The sequence below is a fragment of the Rhizobium sp. WYCCWR 11146 genome (assembly GCF_013591995.1).
GTDB lineage: Bacteria > Pseudomonadota > Alphaproteobacteria > Rhizobiales > Rhizobiaceae > Rhizobium > Rhizobium indicum.
Genome location: NZ_JACCEY010000016.1, coordinates 218,953 through 235,447, shown reverse-complemented (window position 1 = coordinate 235,447; position 16,495 = coordinate 218,953). Strand labels below are relative to the sequence as shown.

General features: G+C 62.4%; 15 protein-coding genes. 10 read left to right on the top strand and 5 right to left on the bottom strand.

The genetic code is table 11. The features are described from left to right. Nucleotides 1-43 precede the first annotated feature (43 nt). A complete protein-coding gene (locus HX899_RS11055; RefSeq protein ID WP_138330385.1) occupies nt 44-274 on the top strand; it encodes a CopG family ribbon-helix-helix protein in 231 nt (76 codons plus the stop codon). 111 nt (nt 275-385) lie between these two features. Here HX899_RS11055 and HX899_RS11050 read toward each other — a convergent pair whose 3' ends face one another. After that, nucleotides 386-2,242 (bottom strand): ABC transporter ATP-binding protein, encoded by a 1,857-nt coding sequence (locus tag HX899_RS11050; protein WP_181292445.1) that lies wholly within the window; start codon nt 2,240-2,242, stop codon nt 386-388. 386 nt (nt 2,243-2,628) lie between these two features. On the opposite strand from HX899_RS11050, the gene HX899_RS11045 reads away from it, so the two are divergent. Beyond that, a complete protein-coding gene (locus HX899_RS11045; protein WP_181292444.1) occupies nt 2,629-3,090 on the top strand; it encodes a tRNA (cytidine(34)-2'-O)-methyltransferase in 462 nt (153 codons plus the stop codon). 216 nt (nt 3,091-3,306) lie between these two features. Further along, nucleotides 3,307-4,953, top strand: a complete 1,647-nt coding sequence (locus HX899_RS11040; RefSeq protein WP_138386917.1) for a Na/Pi cotransporter family protein — start codon at nt 3,307-3,309, stop codon at nt 4,951-4,953. A gap of 3 nt (nt 4,954-4,956) precedes the next feature. Here HX899_RS11040 and HX899_RS11035 read toward each other — a convergent pair whose 3' ends face one another. After that, nucleotides 4,957-5,217 carry a hypothetical protein gene (locus tag HX899_RS11035; RefSeq protein WP_181292443.1) on the bottom strand — a complete coding sequence of 87 codons (261 nt, stop codon included), beginning with the start codon at nt 5,215-5,217 and terminating at the stop codon, nt 4,957-4,959. 178 nt (nt 5,218-5,395) lie between these two features. Here HX899_RS11035 and hemF point away from each other — a divergent pair, with 178 nt between their 5' ends. From hemF to HX899_RS11020, 3 genes are all read left to right on the top strand, one after another. After that, the gene (hemF, locus tag HX899_RS11030) at nt 5,396-6,307 is read left to right on the top strand and encodes an oxygen-dependent coproporphyrinogen oxidase (RefSeq protein WP_181292442.1); all 912 of its coding nucleotides are present in this window, start codon (nt 5,396-5,398) and stop codon (nt 6,305-6,307) included. 103 nt (nt 6,308-6,410) lie between these two features. Further along, the gene (locus HX899_RS11025) at nt 6,411-6,680 is read left to right on the top strand and encodes a hypothetical protein (RefSeq protein ID WP_181292441.1); all 270 of its coding nucleotides are present in this window, start codon (nt 6,411-6,413) and stop codon (nt 6,678-6,680) included. A gap of 115 nt (nt 6,681-6,795) precedes the next feature. Beyond that, entirely contained in the window at nt 6,796-6,981 is a 186-nt protein-coding gene (locus tag HX899_RS11020; protein WP_003561358.1) for a DUF1059 domain-containing protein, read from the top strand. On the opposite strand, the gene HX899_RS11015 is transcribed toward HX899_RS11020, so the two are convergent. The 3 genes from HX899_RS11015 to HX899_RS11005 are packed head-to-tail and all read right to left on the bottom strand — an operon-like array spanning nt 6,982 to nt 9,514. After that, complete coding sequence (locus tag HX899_RS11015) at nt 6,982-8,247, bottom strand: CCA tRNA nucleotidyltransferase (RefSeq protein ID WP_181292440.1); 1,266 nt, start codon at nt 8,245-8,247, stop codon at nt 6,982-6,984. It abuts the gene before it with no gap. Then, nucleotides 8,244-8,894, bottom strand: a complete 651-nt coding sequence (locus HX899_RS11010; protein WP_181292439.1) for a CoA pyrophosphatase — start codon at nt 8,892-8,894, stop codon at nt 8,244-8,246. The genes HX899_RS11015 and HX899_RS11010 overlap by 4 nt, the downstream gene beginning before the upstream one ends. Then, nucleotides 8,891-9,514 (bottom strand): DUF1285 domain-containing protein, encoded by a 624-nt coding sequence (locus tag HX899_RS11005; RefSeq protein ID WP_181292438.1) that lies wholly within the window; start codon nt 9,512-9,514, stop codon nt 8,891-8,893. Before HX899_RS11005 ends, HX899_RS11010 begins: the two co-directional genes overlap by 4 nt. Nucleotides 9,515-9,672: 158 nt before the next feature. On the opposite strand from HX899_RS11005, the gene HX899_RS11000 reads away from it, so the two are divergent. The 4 genes from HX899_RS11000 to HX899_RS10985 all read left to right on the top strand — a co-directional run. Then, entirely contained in the window at nt 9,673-10,683 is a 1,011-nt protein-coding gene (locus HX899_RS11000) for a MoxR family ATPase (RefSeq protein WP_181292437.1), read from the top strand. 13 nt (nt 10,684-10,696) lie between these two features. Next, on the top strand, nt 10,697-11,617 hold the full coding sequence (locus HX899_RS10995; RefSeq protein ID WP_181292436.1) for a DUF58 domain-containing protein: 921 nt from the start codon (nt 10,697-10,699) through the stop codon (nt 11,615-11,617). Further along, on the top strand, nt 11,614-14,427 hold the full coding sequence (locus tag HX899_RS10990; protein WP_181292435.1) for a DUF4159 domain-containing protein: 2,814 nt from the start codon (nt 11,614-11,616) through the stop codon (nt 14,425-14,427). The genes HX899_RS10995 and HX899_RS10990 overlap by 4 nt, the downstream gene beginning before the upstream one ends. Nucleotide 14,428: 1 nt before the next feature. After that, on the top strand, nt 14,429-16,495 hold a 2,067-nt coding region (locus HX899_RS10985; protein WP_064651963.1), incomplete at its 3' end, for a hypothetical protein.

Below are 16,495 nucleotides of genomic sequence, written 5' to 3'. Positions count from 1 at the left end.
CACAATCTCACGTTACGATCGCGCTTTACCGGAGACCACTTCCATGGAAACGAAAATGCTCGATGTGCATATTCCGCTTCCGCTTGCAGAAAGGCTGGATGCCCTGGCATTCGTCCTGGGGTTGCCGCGCGACGAGATCGTCGCCGAGGCCATTGCCACCTGGATCGATCAGGAGGAGCACCGCCGCCTCGTCGCGCTGCGCACGATCGCCGCCGCCAACACCATGGTGGTCGTCGAAACTCACCGCGTGATCGATTGGGCCGACAGTCTGTGAACGGATAAGAGGCAGACGCAGTCAGGCCTTCAGCAATCGTCCGGCAAGCTTATAGCCATCCTAAGAATTAAAGAGGCCCTCTCCGCTTTCGCAGGGAGGGCCTCATTCTTCTTATTCCGCCGCCACTTCCGCTTCGTCGGCGTGATCGGAGAGGAAGCCGCCGGACTGGCGGTTCCAGAGGTCGGCATAGATACCGCCTGCTTCGATCAGTTCGCTGTGCGAGCCGGCCTCGATGATCCGGCCCTTGTCGAGCACGATCAGCCGGTCCATCTCCGTCAGCGTCGACAGCCGGTGGGCGATGGCGATCACCGTCTTGCCCTCCATCAAGGCGAAGAGGTTTTCCTGGATCGCCGCCTCGACTTCCGAGTCGAGCGCCGAGGTCGCCTCGTCGAGCACCAGGATCGGCGCGTCCTTCAGGAAGACGCGGGCGATCGCGACGCGCTGCCGCTGGCCGCCTGACAGTTTGACGCCGCGTTCACCGACCTGCGCGTCGAGCCCCGCGCGGCCCTGCATGTCGACGAGCCCTTCGATGAACTCCCAGGCATTGGCGCGTTTGGCAGCCTCGATCACCTCGTCGTCCGTCGCTTCGGGACGACCATAGGCGATGTTGTCGCGGATCGAGCGATGCAGCAGCGAGGTGTCCTGCGTCACCACGCCGATCAGCGAACGCAGGCTTTCCTGCGAGACACCGGCGATATCCTGCCCGTCGATGGTGATGCGGCCGTCCTCAAGATCATAAAAGCGCAGCAGCAGGTTCATCAGCGTCGTCTTGCCGGCACCGGAGCGCCCGACCAGACCGACCTTCTCGCCTGCCTTGATGTCGAGCGACAGGTTGTCGATGACGCCCTTGCTCTTGCCGTAGTGGAAGCGGATGCGGTCGTAGTGGATCGCGCCCTTCTTCGCCGTCAGGGTGGGTGCGTCCGGCTTGTCGACGATGTCGTGCTGTTTGCTCATCATCTCCATGCCGTCATAGACCGTGCCGATATTCTCGAACAGCGCCGAGACTTCCCACATGATCCATTGCGACATGCCGTTGACGCGCATGGCAAGACCGATAGCGATGGCGATGGCGCCGACCGAGATGGCCCCGTTCAGCCAGAACCAGATCGACAGGCTCGAGATGACGAAGAGCGCAACGCAGTTGTTCACGTAGACGAAGATGTGGAAGAGCGTCACCTTGCGCATCTGCTTGTGCACGGTCTGCAGGAACTCGTCCATGCCCTCCTTGGCATAGACCTCCTCGCGGCCCGCATGCGAAAACAGCTTAACCGTCGCGATATTCGTATAGCTGTCGACGACGCGGCCCGTCATCATCGAACGCGCATCCGCCTGCGCCGCCGCGATCTTGCGAAGCCGCGGCACGAAATAGGCGACGATGCTGATATAGACCGCGAGCCAGACGAGGATCGGGATCATCAGCCGCCAGTCCGCCGCCGCAATCACGATGATCATCGTCAGGAAGTAGGTGACGACATAGACAAAGACGTCGAGGATCTTCATCACCGTTTCGCGTACGGCAAGCGAGGTCTGCATCACCTTGGTGGCGACACGCCCGGCAAATTCATTGGCGAAGAATGACATGCTGTGGCGCAGCAGGAAGCGGTGCATCTGCCAGCGTGCGATCATCGGATAATTGCCGAGCATCATCTGGTGCATGATGAGCGAATCGAGCCCGGCGACCACAGGCAGGCCGATCAGCACCAGCGCCGCCATCCAGAAAAGCTTGTGGCCTTCTCTCTCCAGGAATGTGGCGCGGTCGGCATTGGTCAGCCAGTCGACGATGTCGCCGAGGAACTGGAAGAGCGCCACTTCGCCGATAGCGATCAGCGCGGTCAGCACGGCCATCAGGCCGAGCCAGGGCGCAGCCGGCTTGCTGTAATGCCAGCAAAAGGCAAAGAGACCTTTCGGCGGGGCGACAGGGTCCTCGCTTGGAAAGGGATTGAGTCGCTGTTCGAACCAGCCAAACATGAAATTGCTCCGAAACGTCAGCGTTCCGGCTCCCGGCTTCGCGCCATCCCAGCGCTATGCAAGCACATATGGGAACCGAACGTTCAAGGGGCGAGGCTGAGACAGCCGCACAATGGATCAAAAAAGGAAATTCAGGGAAGAAACCCGCCCTATCGGCGGAAAATCGCACTGCTTGGCATCATGGCCGGGAGGCGCACATACAGCAAAATATTCATTCTGGCGCTCCTTGCTGGCGATTGAAGATATGCACCGATAACGCGAAAACGAGGAATTTTCCAGCCCTGTTGTGCCAAAAATTTCATCTCTTCGGGTCAAAACGCGCCCTGTTGCGCCGAAATCACAGTTGCATTAGGCCTTGAGCGGCGAAAGCGGGAAGATGGCGCATCATGACTTCACTCAGACTGGCACTCTATCAGCCGGATATAGCAGGCAATACCGGCACCATCCTGCGTCTCGCCGCCTGTCTTGGCTTCGCTGTCGATCTGATCGAACCCGCCGGCTTCGACATCTCCGACCGCAACCTGAAACGGGCCGGCATGGACTATATCGCCGCCGTCGCCCTCACCCGCCATGTCAGTTGGGACCGCTTCGAGGCATGGCGTCTGACCACCGGCCGCCGCCTGATCCTCGCCTCGACCAAGGCTGCGGAGCGCTACACCGATCTTGCTTTCCGCCCGGACGATGTCCTGCTCTTCGGTCGTGAAAGCGCCGGCGTGCCGGATCAGGTGCATGAAGCAGCCGATGCGCGCGTGCTGATCCCGATGATCGAAGGCCAGCGGTCGATCAACCTCGCCGTCTCGGCCGCGATGATCGTCGGCGAGGCGATGCGCCAAACCGTCTGGGCCTGACGGACACCGGCGCTGGCGGAGCAAAGCTGGCGGAATTGCCGATCCGCTCCCGAATATGTCGCAAAATAACGTTGTCTATCCGTCAAACCGGCGTATATTTATTAGCCGGGCAATCAAAAATTCAGCATTGGCCTCCATGATTCCAACAAGTTGGAATGGCCATGTGAGGAAAACCGCATTTCTCCAGATCTGTGAAAGAAGAATAAAAACAATAAAATGGACTCTACAATCATCATGATCAACCTGTTCGGCGCCGTGGCTCTGCTGCTGTTCGGCCTCGCGCAGGTAAAGGATGGCGTGTCCAGGGCCTTCGGCGCCCGCCTGAGAACAGGTCTGGCGACGGGCACGCGCGGCAGCCTTCGTTCTTTCCTGTCAGGACTCGTCGCAACCATCGCGCTGCAGAGCTCCACGGCAACGGCGCTGATGACCGCCTCCTTCGTCGAGCGTGACCTGATCAAGCCGCGCATGGCGCAGATTGTCCTGCTCGGCGCCAATGTCGGCACCGCGATCACCGCCTGGATCGTGGCAACGGGCATCGAATGGCTCTCTCCGCTTCTGATCCTTGCCGGCATCGTGCTTTGCCGCGGCCGTTCCAGCGCCAGCCAGGGCGGCGGCACAGCGCTGATCGGCATCGGGCTGATGCTGTTGTCGCTGCACCTCCTTGGCCTTGCGACGGAACCGATGCGCGCCTCTCCCGCCCTTGCCGCCTTCATCGGCCTGCTGGACGGCGCCCTGCCCGTGGCGATGATCGTCTCGGCAGCACTTGCCTTCGCGTCCTCGTCGAGCCTTGCGGTGGTGGTGCTCATCCTGTCGCTCGCCTCGGCCGGCATGGTCTCCGCCGAACTTGTCATCGTGCTCGTGCTCGGCGCCAACCTCGGCGGCGCAATACCGCCTGTTGTCGCGACATTGTCCGGGCCGGCTTCGGCTCGGCGCGTCACCCTCGGCAATCTCGCCGTCCGCACGCTCGGCTGCCTCATCGCCCTGCCGCTGGCGGGATATGGCGCGGAACTCATCCAAATGCTGCCCTTCGGCCCTGCCAAGCTGCCCGTCGATGCGCATCTTGCCTTCAACCTTCTGCTGGCGGCGCTGGCCTGGCCATTCTCCCGGCCGCTCGCCGCCCTGATGGCCCGGCTGGTGCCGGATCAGGCCGAGCCTGACAGCGCCCCGAAATATCTGGATGCGCAGGAGCTTTCGACGCCGGTCGTGGCCCTTGCCAGCGCCACCCGCGAAGTGCTCGGCGTTGGCGACCTGATCGAGCGCATGCTGATCCGGGTGTCCGAAGCCTTCGAGCGTAACGACGCATCGAAACTTGCCGAGATATCCGCCCTCGAAGAGCGCGTCGACCGGCTGCAGCAGGCGGTGAAAGTTTATCTCTCGAAGCTTGGCCGCGAGGGTCTCAGCGACGAGAACGCCCGCCGCTCGATCGTCGTCATCGATTATGCGATCAACCTCGAACATATGGGCGATATCATCGAGAAGGGCTTGCTGGAGCAGGTGGCGAAGAAGATCTCCCTTGGCCTGAAATTTTCCGAGGATGGTCATCAGGAACTACGCAAGCTGTTCGACCTGACCATCGACAATCTGCGCGTCGCCCAGACGATCTTCGTCACCCGCGATTTCAATCTGGCGCGCCAGATGATGGAGGTGAAGGTCGAGGTGCGCCGGATGGAGAAACAGTCTGCCGAGCGCCACCTCGAACGCCTACGTGACGGACGCGCCGACAGCCTGCAGACGAGTTCGCTGCATCTCGACATGCTGCGCGACCTGAAGCGCATCAACGCCCACATCGTTTCCGTGGCACATCCGATCATGGATGAAAGCGGCCTGCTGATCGAAAGCCGCGTGCGCGCCACTGCGAAGTGACGGTCAATCGGCCGAAGGCAGGCGGCGCATGGTGAATTCGATCTGATCGCCGTCGAGCTGGCGCCAGCTTTCCACCTCGGTCCAGTAGGCGGCTTTCGGATATTCGTCGAACCATTCACGCGCCTTGGCCCGTGCGTCCATGAGGCCGAGGCAATATGTCTCACGCACGAAATGGTCTTTCTTGCTCGGGGGATTTTCCGCCCGATGTCTCGCTATCCTGCGCTTCAGGCCGTCGAAGGACGGAGGCCCTGGAACATTCTTCATCAAACCTACCTCCTCGGAAAAGGTAGTATCGAAATTCTTGATTTGCGAGTCGAATCTTGGAAGTGCTCGGCGGTGCTTGCCTCGGCTTGGCGAGATGCGGCACCAACTGCTAATCATGGCGAGCAATCAAGAATGAGCGAGTCGCCTCTAAAGGAGATGTCGACAGTTGGAGGCGTAAATGGAAAGACCGGAACTGCCGATCGGCTTGCCTGACGATATCGAAGAGAAGAAGGCTGCCGCCCGCAATTGGTTCGAGGGATTGCGCGATACGATCTGCGCCTCCTTCGAAGCCATCGAGGATGAGTTGGAAGGACCGCTTTCCGACCAGGAGCCCGGCCGCTTCGTCGCCAAGGACTGGTCACGCGAAAACGGCGCCGGCGGCGGCGGCCGGATGTCGATGATGGAAGGCCGCGTCTTCGAAAAGGTCGGCGTCCATACCTCCACTGTCTACGGCGAATTCGCCCCGGATTTCCGCGCCCAGATACCCGGCGCCAAGGACGATCCGCGTTTCTGGGCCTCGGGCATCTCGCTGATCGCCCATCCCGTGAACCCAAACGTTCCGGCCGTGCACATGAACACTCGCATGGTCGTCACCACCAGCCGCTGGTTCGGCGGCGGCGCCGACCTGACGCCGGTGCTGTCGCGCCGCCGCACGCAGGAGGACGAAGACAGCCAGCTCTTCCACAAGGCCATGGAGATCGCCTGCCGCAATCATGCCGTCGCCGATTATGATGCGTACAAAGCCTGGTGCGACGAATATTTCTTCCTGAAACACCGCAACGAGGCCCGCGGCATCGGCGGCATCTTCTACGACTGGCTGCATTCAAGCGAGGACGCCGGCGGCTGGGACGCCGATTTCGCCTTCACGCGTGATGTCGGCCGGGCTTTCGCCATGGTCTATCCAAAAATCGTCCGCTCCAACTTCAATAAATTGTGGACAGAGGTCGATCGCGACGAACAATTGATCCGCCGAGGCCGCTACGTCGAATTTAATCTGCTGTATGATCGCGGCACGATCTTCGGCCTGAAGACCGGCGGCAACGTTGAATCCATTCTCTCTTCGTTGCCCCCCGTCGTCCGCTGGCCATGAAACTGTGATATCTCATCGATAAATTCGAGGTGATAGACCTTCACGAAAACTCAGTGAGTCCTAACTTTATATGTATGTGCGTAACAATCGGAGGAGGATTGTCATGACGATACAAAGTGGCTCGCCAACGTCTACGGATGTCGAGGAAACATCCCGCACGATCGACACGTCCGAGTTTCTGACGCGCATCGCCGAGAAACTGCGGGCCAAGAGCGGCTCGGATTTGCCGCTGTCCTGCTTCATCGAGCAGGTCAAGCTGCAGCTGGCTGGCGGAAAGTCGCCGGAACAGCTGCAGAACGAAGCAGCGGCCGCCAACAGCAACATGCCCGGCCACCTCTTGGATACCTACAAAGCATGGGCGATGCCCGACTGACACGGCCTTCACTGGCCGGCATGTCGATTGCCGGCCGGAACCTTCCCTCCCCCCGCACATTCATAAATCGCGTAAGATCGCGATCGTCGTTGTGTTTCGAACAGAGGAGAAGACCATGCGACTTTTCGAATGCGGCACTCTCGTTCCGGGCTGCGCCTGGCATACACGAGCGGATAGTGACGCCGAGGTGGTCCGCCGTGCCGTCGAGCACCTGAAAGATGCTCACGGCGAAACCACGATCCGCGAGAACATGGTGGATAATATCAAGGCTCGCATCCGTGACGAAGCGACCGCCGCCTGATTATTGCACGCGTTCCTGCAGCCGGGCGAGCAGCGCCGCCCGGTCGGAAGCAAAGTTTTCCTCCACCCATTGGTTTTCCAGGCCGGCAAGCAGCTCGCCGACGCGCGGGCCGGACGCGATTCCTGCCGAAATCACGTCGCCGCCGTTCAGCGGAAACTGTGGCTTCTTCCAGTGCATTGCCCTGTCCAGCAGCTTGATAAGCCGCGCCGACCGCGCCATTTCATCGAAATCGCTTTCAGCCTTGCCGCGCGCAACCGCAAGCGCCAGCTTCAGCCGTGTCGAGATGCCGTCGGTGCTGTTGCGGTAAAGCAGCCGTTCGAAGGCGGCCGACGACATCTCGTCATTAACGGGCGCTGCCATGGTCCAGGCCTTGAGAGTAGCCGCTTCCGCATTCGAGAGCTTGAGCCGGGCTGCGAGCGCCTCCATGCGCGCCGCATCGGGCGGCACGATCGCCGCAAGGCGCAGCAAAGGATCGGGCGTCCAGCCGAGCGCCTTTTCGGTGGCGATCAGCGAAGGGATCGCATCGATCCCCCATCGTTCCGATTCCGGCAGGATTTCCGTCAGCACTGCCACCTGCCGCATCCAGAGCAGCGCCCGGCCAGGATCGGCAGCACCTAGCAGCTTTCGCAGTTCAGACCAGACGCGTTCTGCCGAAAGCGTCGTCAGTTTCGAACGCGCGACGGAACACGCCTTCAGCCCCTCGGCATCCGGCCGCCCGGAACCGTAATAGGCAAAGAAGCGGAAGAAGCGCAGGATACGCAAATGATCCTCGGCAATACGCCTTGCGGCATCACCGATGAAGCGGATGTTGCGCGTCTCGATGTCGGCAAGCCCGCCAACGAGATCCACCACCTCGCCCTTTGCATCGGCATAGAGCGCGTTGATCGTCAAATCCCGCCGTTCGGCATCTGCCTTCCAGTCCGTGCTGAAGGCAACCTTGGCATGGCGTCCGTCGGTCTCGACGTCGGTGCGAAGGGTCGTCACCTCGAAGGGCTTGCCGTCGATGACGAGCGTCACCGTGCCGTGCTCCAGGCCGGTTGGGACTGCCTTGATGCCGGCAGCCGCCGCCCGCTCCATCACCGCCTCCGGTCTGAGTGTCGTGGCGATGTCGACATCATTGACCGGTAGGCCCATCAGGCTGTTGCGCACCGCTCCGCCAACCACCCGAGCTTCCCCGCCATCGGCCCCACCATCGGCGTTGAGAAGCGCTAAGATCCGGCCAAGGGCCGGGTCGCGGAACCATGCTTGGTCGGCGATGCCGGTCATGCATAAAGCCTTTCGTAAAGCGTGCGGACGATGCCGGCGGTGATGCCCCAGATCATTCTGGTTTCATAGGGCACGCGATAGAAATGCCGGTCGATGCCGTCGATGACACGTCTGTCGCGGGTGTGATTTGCAGGATCCATCAGGAAGGAAAGCGGCACCTCGAACACGTCGTCCACCTCGGTCGGGTTCAGCGTCAGCGCAAAGCCCGGCGAGACGACGCCGAGCACCGGCGTAATGCGGAAGCCCGTCGAGGCAAGGTAATTCGGCAGCCGCCCGACGGTTTCGACGAAGGAACCGGCCAGGCCTATCTCTTCCTCCGTTTCTCGGATCGCCGCCATTTCGGGCGAGATATCGGCTGGATCGATCGAGCCGCCGGGAAAGGCGATCTGCCCGGAATGTTTGCGCAGCGTCGCCGTGCGCTTGGTGAAGATCACATGCGCTTCCTCGCCGTTGTCGACGACGGGCACGAGCACGGCGGCGTCGCGCAGCTTGAAGGTCTCGACCTCGGCGACGATATCGGGATTGAGGATGTGGTCCCCGTGATCGCGCCAGGCATGATCGACCGGCCCACCATTCTGGTTGAGCGCGCGGCGGCGGAATTCGGCTGCGGAAAACAGCGGATAACGTTGGGTAATCGCATCATTCATCGGGAAAGCGCATCCAGTTCATCGGCCGGCATCATCGCAAAGACTTCTCCGGCCGAACGGACGGCGAACATCGCCTGTCCCTCGACCTCGATCGTCTCGCCGAGCGCCACCAGTTCATACATCACCGCACGCGACACCAGCGCCTCCAGCCGCCCGCGCACATGCAGATAGGGTTTCAATTCGGCATTCTCGCCCGCAATGGCAAAGCGCAGCCGATGTTCTCCTCCCGCCTCCACGACATCGCCGACATTGGTGCGGAAGGTCAGCACCTGTCGGCCGTGCCCCTCCGTCACGCTCATCTCCACGGCGATGAAAGGCGCGTCGACGACCCTTATACCGACCTTTTCCACAGGAGTTACGAGATAGGTCTTCTGGTCGTCGTCTTTTCTTAAAACCGTCGAGAACAGCCGCACCAGCGCCGGTCGGCCGATCGGTGTGCCCATGTAGAACCAGGAACCATCAGCCCGGATTTCCATGTCGATATCGCCGCAGAAAGGCGGATTCCACCGCTCGACCGGCGGTAATCCTCGTTTTTTACCGGCATTTTCCTGAGACGCGCGCGAAATCAGTGCGGCAAGTCCCGCCGCATCCGCCTGTCCGCTGATTTCCTCGGCTGCCATTCTTCCGTCCCGGTTTGTCCTTAACGAAGTAAAGTCACGAGATAGTCATTCGCAACGAACTTGTCAGCCCGTCACATCTCCATAACTCTATCGGGTATGAGGCACATGTATAAGTCCGCCGATTCGCTGCCGAATGATTTCAGCCGTTGGAGATACGCATGGGTATGATGAAGACCGAAGCCAGCCTCGATGAAAAGGCGATCGTCGCCGCCGCCGAAAAGGCGCTCTCCGATATCGCCGCCATTCGCGGGGAAGTCTCGAAAGTGATCTTCGGTCAGGAAAGCGTCGTCGAGAACACCATTCTCGCTGTGCTGTCCGGTGGTCATGCCTTGCTCGTCGGCGTTCCCGGCCTTGCCAAGACCAGACTGGTGACCACGCTCGGCGAGGTGCTCGGCCTTGCCGCCAACCGCATCCAGTTCACGCCGGATCTGATGCCCTCGGATATTCTCGGCTCCGAGGTAATGGACCAGGACGATAGTGGACGCCGCTCCTTCCGTTTCGTCAAGGGCCCGGTCTTCGCACAGCTCCTGATGGCCGACGAGATCAACCGTGCCTCGCCGCGTACCCAGTCGGCCCTTCTGCAATCCATGCAGGAATATCACATCACGATCGCCGGCCAGCGCTATGACCTGCCGGCGCCCTTCCATGTGCTCGCCACCCAGAACCCGCTCGAGCAGGAAGGCACCTATCCTCTGCCCGAAGCCCAGCTCGACCGCTTCCTGCTGCAGGTCGACGTCAACTATCCCGAACTCGCCGCCGAGCGCCAGATCCTGCTTGAGACGACGGGCCTGGGCGAAACCCGGCTGGAAGCCATCATCGATGCCCAGCGGCTGATCGAGATCCAGACCCTGGTACGCCAGATGCCGGTGAGCGACACGGTCGTTGATGCCATCCTGGCGCTGGTTCGTTCCGCCCGCCCCGGACAGGGCAATGCCTCGACCGACAAGAACGTCGCCTGGGGTCCCGGCCCGCGCGCCGGCCAGGCGATGATGCTCTGCGCGCGTGCCCGCGCGCTCTACGAAGGCCGTCTCGCACCGTCTCTGGACGATATCTTCGCGCTCGCCGAACCCATTCTCCAGCACCGCATGGCGCTGACTTTCGCCGCCCGCGCCGAAGGCATGTCGGTGCGTGACGTCATCGCCGGACTGGTCAAGCAGGCAAAGGGATAAGGAAGCCGGACGCGTGGCATCTATCGGACAGATCGTCAACCCGACGTCAGGCAGCGATGCCCTTTCCCGCGCCAGGCAGCGGGCCGCCCTGGTGCCGGACTGCCTGGTGGAAGCCAAGCGCATCGCCAACACGGTGATCGCCGGCTGGCATGGCCGCCGCAAGCGCGGCATCGGCGAGAATTTCTGGCAGTTCCGACCCTATGCCGAGGGCGAGAGCCTGTCGCGCATCGATTGGCGCCGCTCCGCCCGCGACGACCATACCTACGTGCGCGAGCGCGAATGGGAGGCAGCGCATACGATCTGGCTCTGGTGCGACATGTCGCCCTCGATGATGTACAAGTCGAGCTATGGCAACGTCTCCAAGGAAAGCCGCGCGCTGGTCATCATGCTGGCGCTTGCCGAAATCCTCGCCCGCTCCGGCGAGCGCATCGGCTGCCCCGGCATCATGGAACCCGCTTCCGCCCGTAACGCCGCCGAACGCCTCGCATCCGCTCTCATGCACACGCCGCTGACCGGCGGCCTGCCGGAAACGGCGATGATCCGCGGCTGGAGCGACCTCGTCCTTATCGGCGATTTCCTCGACGATGCACCGGCAATCATGGAACGGCTCGGCCCGCTTGCCCGCCGCGGCCTACGCGGCCACGTGGTCGAGATATCAGATCCCGCCGAAGAGATATTCCCCTATAGCGGCCGCACCGAATTCACCGATCCGGAGAGCGGCGCCAAACTTATCTCCGGCCGCGCCGAACATATCCGCGAGGCCTATCGCAACGCCTACCTCGCCCGCAGGGAGAGCCTCGGCCAGTCGCTGCGCCATCTCGGCTGGACTTTCGCGAGCCACCGCACCGATCATCTTGCGTCGGAGGCGCTGGTCGCGGTGCACATGTATCTGTCCGGCATGCCGGCCAAGGCAACGCATGGAGGGCAGCTATGAACGCCCTTCCCTTCGCTTTCGCCTATCCCGCCATTCTCGGCGCGCTCGTCGCCTTGCCGGTCATCTGGTGGCTGCTGCGGCTGACGCCGCCACGTCCGAAGACCGAAGTCTTTCCGCCGCTGAAAATCCTCGCCTCCGTGCTGAAGCGCGAGGAGACGCCGGCGCAAAGCCCCTGGTGGCTGACGCTGCTGCGCATGCTGCTCGCCGCCGCCATCATCCTTGCGATCGCCGATCCGGTTTTCAATCCGCGCACCAGTTCGCTCGCATCAGGTGGCCCGCTCGTCCTCTTCGTCGACAATAGCTGGGCAGCGGCACCCGACTGGGAGCGCCGCATCCAGACCGCCGACGCGTTGATAGACGACGCCGAATCCGCCGGCACGCCTGTGTCGATCGCCTTTACTGCCGATCCGACCAACGACGCCGTGCCCGGCACCGCCGCTGCCGCCCGCGACAAGCTGCGCGCCGCCGAGCCGCGACCGCTGGTACCGGACCGCGAACGTGCCTTCCAGGCGCTGCGCGCCGCGCTGAACGGCATCAAGCCCGGCACCCTCGCCTTCCTGACCGACGGCGCCGCCGCCAAGGCCGACGACGCGACGGCGCGCAGGCTCGCCGAACTTCAGCCCGCAGATCTGCGCCTGATCGAGGGCGATGCCGCGCGGACGGTCGCGATCACGGCGGCCAACAATGCGGCGGATGCCATGACCGTCAAGGTCACGCGGCTCAACAGTTCGCAGGCAGCATCGGTAGCGCTGAACGCCGTCGATACCCAGGGCCGCTCGATCGCCAATGGCAGGGCGGATTTCCGCCCCGGCCAGAGCGTCGCGACGAGTTCGATCACCGCCCCCTTCGAGATGCGCAACGATTTCGCGCGCGTCAGCGTCGACAATGGCGCGACGGCAGGCGCCGTCCACCTTCTCGACGACGCATTCAAGCGCCGCCGCGTCGTCTTGCTGTCAGGTGAAGGAGGGGACGAGTTCCAGCCGCTGCTCTCGCCGCTCTATTATATCCAGCGGGCGCTGCAACCCTATGCGGATCTGATCCAACCTGCCGATTCCGATCTTTCGGTCGCAATACCAAAACTTCTCACCAGCAATCCCTCCATCATTATCATGGCCGATATCGGCCGGCTGCCGGAGGAGACCTACGAGCCTTTGACGCGCTGGATATCGAATGGCGGCATGCTTCTGCGTTTTGCCGGCCCGCGCATGGCAGCAGCCCCTGCGGACGATCCGCTGATCCCTGTCATCCTGCGTCAGGGAGAACGGGCGCTGGGCGGCACCTTGTCCTGGAGTGAGCCGCAGTCGCTTGCCGAATTTCCGAGTTTCGGGCCTTTCGCCGGCATAACGCGTCCCGCCGATGTCGTCGTCAAGCGGCAAGTGCTTGCCGAACCGACACCCGATCTTGCCGAACGCACCTGGGCAAGCCTGGCTGACGGCACGCCGCTCGTCACGATGAAGCAGCTCGCATCCGGTCAGATCGTCCTGTTTCACGTCACCGCGGAAGCGACCTGGTCCGATCTGCCGATCTCAGGCACTTTCGTCGACATGCTCCGCCACCTCCTGCAGATATCGCGCTCTGGCGGCGTGACATCGGAGGCGCGCGGCAATGTGCGTGTCTCCGAAACCCTGCCGCCATTCCGCATGCTGACGGCCAAGGGCACGCTGGTCTCCGAAACGGGATCGGCACGGCCGCTCATTCCGCAGGCAGGAGTCGAACCGACGGCGAATTTCGACAACCCTCCCGGGCTCTACGGTTCGGAGGACGGTTTCACCTCCCTGAACGTGCTGCCCGAGAACGCCGAACTGAAACCACTCGACACAACAGGAACCAATGCCGTGCGCGAAGGCCTGATCGGCGGCGAAAGCTGGTCGGCAAAACCCGCACTCTTTCTCGCAGCCTTTCTGCTGCTCTTGGCCGATAGCCTGATCGTCCTCTTCATGAATGGCGCATTCTCGCGATTGCGCCCGGCTGTCCGCACCGCCGCGATGATCGCGGTCGCCGTCTGCGCCGGCTTTCTCATCCAACCCGGCACGCTTCACGCCGACGACTCCCAGCCCGGCGACGACCTCATCCTGCAAAGACTTGATAACACCCACCTCGCCTATGTCGTCACCGGCGAACAGGACGTGGACAATATATCCGAGCGCGGTCTCGAGGGACTGACCCAGTTCCTGACTTTTCGCACGACGCTGGAGCCGGCGCCGCCCGTCGGCATCGACCTCACCAAAGACGAGCTCTCCTTTTATCCGATCATCTACTGGCCGGTTTCGGCGACGGCGCCGATGCCGTCTTCGGCGGCGATCAGCCGTATCGATGCCTATATGCGCAATGGCGGCACCGTGCTTTTCGATACGCGCGATCAGATCAGCGCATTGGACAATGGCGGCAATGTCAGCGCCAACGGTGAGAGGCTGCAGGCAATCCTCGCCAATCTCGACATTCCGGCACTCGAGCCGGTACCATCAGATCACGTGCTGACGAAATCCTTCTATCTCCTGTCGAGCTTTCCCGGTCGTTATGCCGGCAGCCCTCTCTGGATCGAGGCCCGGCAAGGCGGTCAGGGGCCGAGCGAAAAATCGGCGGCGACGGCCGACGGCGTTTCGCCGATCCTGATCACCGGCAATGATTTCGCCGGCGCCTGGGCGATCGACGAAAACGGCGTACCGATACTGCCGACCGTACCGTCGGATGAAACGCAGCGCGAATATGCCTACCGTTCCGGCGTCAACATCATGATGTACATGCTGACCGGCAACTACAAGACCGACCAGGTCCATGTTCCCGACCTCCTCGAACGGTTAGGACAATGAGATGACATTCGACTTTTCGCCCTTCCTGCCCTGGTCGGTTCTGGCTGCATTGGCTGTCGTCAGCGCTGTTATCGCCGCCTTCGCGATCTGGCGCGGCATTCGTGGCGCCTGGATCAGAACACTGGCAGCGCTCGCCATGCTGACCGCGCTTGCCAATCCTGTGCTGCTGCAGGAAGATCGGGATCAGTTGTCGACGATCGTTCCCGTCCTTGTCGATCGAAGCCAGAGCCAGCAGACGCCTGATCGCGTCAAGATGACCGACGATGCGCTTGCGGCCTTGAAGGGACAGCTTGCCCGCTTCCCCCAGATTGAGCCCCGCTTCGTCGATGTCGAAGGCGACGTCAATTCCGACGTGCCGTCCACGCGCCTGTTCGACGCGCTGTCGGCCAACATTGCCGATGTCCCGCCCGCCCGTATCGGCGGCGCCATCATGCTGACCGACGGTGAAGTCCATGATGTTCCGGGCGCCAATCAGGCGCTCGGTTTCGACGCGCCGATCCATGGCCTCGTCACCGGCAAGGCCAACGAATTCGATCGCCGTATCGAAGTCATCAAGGGACCGCGCTTCGGCATCGTCAACGAAGAGCAGCAGGTGATCTTGCGCGTCTTCGACGACGGCCCGAGCCCCGGCGGCACAGCCGATGTCACGGTAAAGCTGAATGGTGACGAGATCGCCACCCTGCAGGCGACACCCGGGCAGGATACGCCGTTCTCCTTCAAGGTGCCGGGTGGCGGCAGCAATGTGCTCGAATTCTCGGTCGCAGCACTTCCCGGCGAAGTCACCACTGCCAACAACCGCGCTGTCCACGTCATCGACGGCATCCGCCAGAATCTCCGCGTCCTGCTCGTCTCCGGCGAGCCGCATGCCGGCGAGCGCGCCTGGCGCAACCTGCTGAAATCCGATGCCTCGGTCGATCTCGTCCACTTCACCATCCTGCGTCCGCCGGAAAAGCAGGACGGCACGCCGATCAACGAACTGTCGCTGATCGCCTTCCCGACGCGCGAGCTCTTCGTCGACAAGATCAAGGATTTCGACCTGATCATCTTCGATCGCTACCAGCACCGCGGCGTGCTGCCGCTGCTCTATTACGATTACATAGCGCAATATGTCGACAACGGCGGCGCGCTGCTGATCGCCGCCGGTCCCGAGCATGCCGGCCCCGATTCCATTGCACTAACGCCGCTTTCCTCGGTCCTGCCCGCAACGCCCACCGGAGAGATGATCGAGAAGGCCTTCTATCCCCGCCTCTCCGAGGAAGGCCGCAAACATCCGGTCACGCGCGGTCTGGACGGTTCGGGCGAAGACCCGCCGCATTGGGGCCGCTGGTTCCGCAGTGTCGATGTCGACCGGCCGCAGGGCGAGACGATCATGCTCGGCGCCGACAACCACCCGCTGCTGGTGCTGAACCGCGCCGGCCAGGGCCGCGTCGCCATGCTGCTTTCCGATCAGGGCTGGCTCTGGGCGCGCGGCTTCGAAGGCGGCGGTCCGAACGTTTCGCTCTATCGCCGTATCGCCCATTGGCTGATGAAGGAGCCGGCGCTCGAGGAAGAAGCGCTGACGGCGCGCGCCTCCGGCCGGACCCTTGAAGTCACCCGCCAGACGATCGGCGACAATCCTGGCAATGCCACCGTGCGTTATCCGTCCGGCAAGACCGAAACCCTGCCGCTCACCCAGTCCGAACCGGGGCTCTACAAGGCCGAGAAGAGGATGGACGAAATCGGCCTCTTCGAAATCCGCAACGGTAGGCTGTCGACGCTTGTCCATATCGGCGCCGTCGACGCACCGGAATTCAAGGCGATGATCTCGACGACCGATGTACTGCAGCCGGTCGCCGACAGAAGCAAGGGTCTCGTCGCCCGCGTCTCCAACGCAAATGGCGCCATCTCCGTGCCGCCGATCCTGCCGGTGCGCGGCCAGGTCCGCGTCTCCGACAACGATCGCATGATGATTCGCATGACCAACGAGACGGTCTTGAAGGGCATCAACACGCTGCCGCTCTTTGCCGGTTTCGCCGGCGTCGGCATCCTGCTGCTCGCCTTCGGCGCCATGTGGTGGCGCGAAGGGCGT

Excerpts from the sequence above, each read along its gene's own strand:
- HX899_RS11055 (WP_138330385.1), top strand. The coding sequence starts at position 44 with ATGGAAACGAAAATGCTCGATGTGCATATTCCGCTTCCGCTTGCAGAA.
- HX899_RS11025 (WP_181292441.1), top strand. The coding sequence starts at position 6,411 with ATGACGATACAAAGTGGCTCGCCAACGTCTACGGATGTCGAGGAAACA.
- HX899_RS11015 (WP_181292440.1), bottom strand. The coding sequence starts at position 8,247 with ATGACCGGCATCGCCGACCAAGCATGGTTCCGCGACCCGGCCCTTGGC.
- HX899_RS11035 (WP_181292443.1), bottom strand. The coding sequence starts at position 5,217 with ATGAAGAATGTTCCAGGGCCTCCGTCCTTCGACGGCCTGAAGCGCAGG.
- HX899_RS11010 (WP_181292439.1), bottom strand. The coding sequence starts at position 8,894 with ATGAATGATGCGATTACCCAACGTTATCCGCTGTTTTCCGCAGCCGAA.
- HX899_RS11040 (WP_138386917.1), top strand. The coding sequence starts at position 3,307 with ATGGACTCTACAATCATCATGATCAACCTGTTCGGCGCCGTGGCTCTG.
- HX899_RS11045 (WP_181292444.1), top strand. The coding sequence starts at position 2,629 with ATGACTTCACTCAGACTGGCACTCTATCAGCCGGATATAGCAGGCAAT.
- HX899_RS11005 (WP_181292438.1), bottom strand. The coding sequence starts at position 9,514 with ATGGCAGCCGAGGAAATCAGCGGACAGGCGGATGCGGCGGGACTTGCC.
- hemF (WP_181292442.1), top strand. The coding sequence starts at position 5,396 with ATGGAAAGACCGGAACTGCCGATCGGCTTGCCTGACGATATCGAAGAG.
- HX899_RS11000 (WP_181292437.1), top strand. The coding sequence starts at position 9,673 with ATGGGTATGATGAAGACCGAAGCCAGCCTCGATGAAAAGGCGATCGTC.
- HX899_RS11020 (WP_003561358.1), top strand. The coding sequence starts at position 6,796 with ATGCGACTTTTCGAATGCGGCACTCTCGTTCCGGGCTGCGCCTGGCAT.
- HX899_RS11050 (WP_181292445.1), bottom strand. The coding sequence starts at position 2,242 with ATGTTTGGCTGGTTCGAACAGCGACTCAATCCCTTTCCAAGCGAGGAC.
- HX899_RS10990 (WP_181292435.1), top strand. The coding sequence starts at position 11,614 with ATGAACGCCCTTCCCTTCGCTTTCGCCTATCCCGCCATTCTCGGCGCG.